This window comes from Bacillus cereus group sp. BfR-BA-01356 (assembly GCF_022663635.1).
Classification (GTDB): Bacteria; Bacillota; Bacilli; order Bacillales; family Bacillaceae_G; genus Bacillus_A; species Bacillus_A cereus.
Genome location: NZ_JAKUFX010000294.1, coordinates 1 through 506 on the forward strand (window position 1 = coordinate 1; position 506 = coordinate 506).

Consider the following 506-nt stretch of genomic DNA (forward strand, 5'->3'; position numbering starts at 1 on the left):
GGTCGGCAACACTCTATCTACAAATTTAAGTATCTCATAAAAATAGATACTCTTGGGTTTATAGGTACATCCCGTCCCTAAAAAACCTAACTTAATCATACGAGGAGGTGAGAATATGAAAAATCTTGATGCAGCATCAATTAGTCGCTATGTCATATTGGTGATTGCTGTGATTAATAGTGTCTTAAATCTTGTCGGATACCAAACGATTGATGACAAAGTTACAAACGATTTAGTAGCCGTAATTACAGGCGCATTTACTTTGTATATGGCGTGGAAGAACAACTATTTGAGTAACAAAGGATTACAACAAAAAGATGTATTAGAAAAAAATAACTTACACTAAAAGGAGATGTTTAATAATGAGACACGTTGTAGATATTTCAAAATGGAACGGTGATATTAACTGGCCTGTGGCAAAACAATACATTGATTTCATCATCGCTCGTGTACAAGATGGTTCGAATTATGTAGATCCATTATATAAAGGATATGTACAATCCATG

General features: G+C 34.0%; 2 protein-coding genes. Both read left to right on the forward strand.

Translation table 11 applies throughout. The features are described 5' to 3' along the window. The first annotated feature begins 115 nt into the window (after nt 1–115). On the forward strand, nt 116–346 hold the full coding sequence (locus MR168_RS33090) for a phage holin (RefSeq protein ID WP_086423750.1): 231 nt from the start codon (nt 116–118) through the stop codon (nt 344–346). A gap of 16 nt (nt 347–362) precedes the next feature. Continuing rightward, nucleotides 363–506: GH25 family lysozyme (locus tag MR168_RS33095; protein WP_282093753.1), on the forward strand; the 144-nt coding region annotated here is incomplete at its 3' end.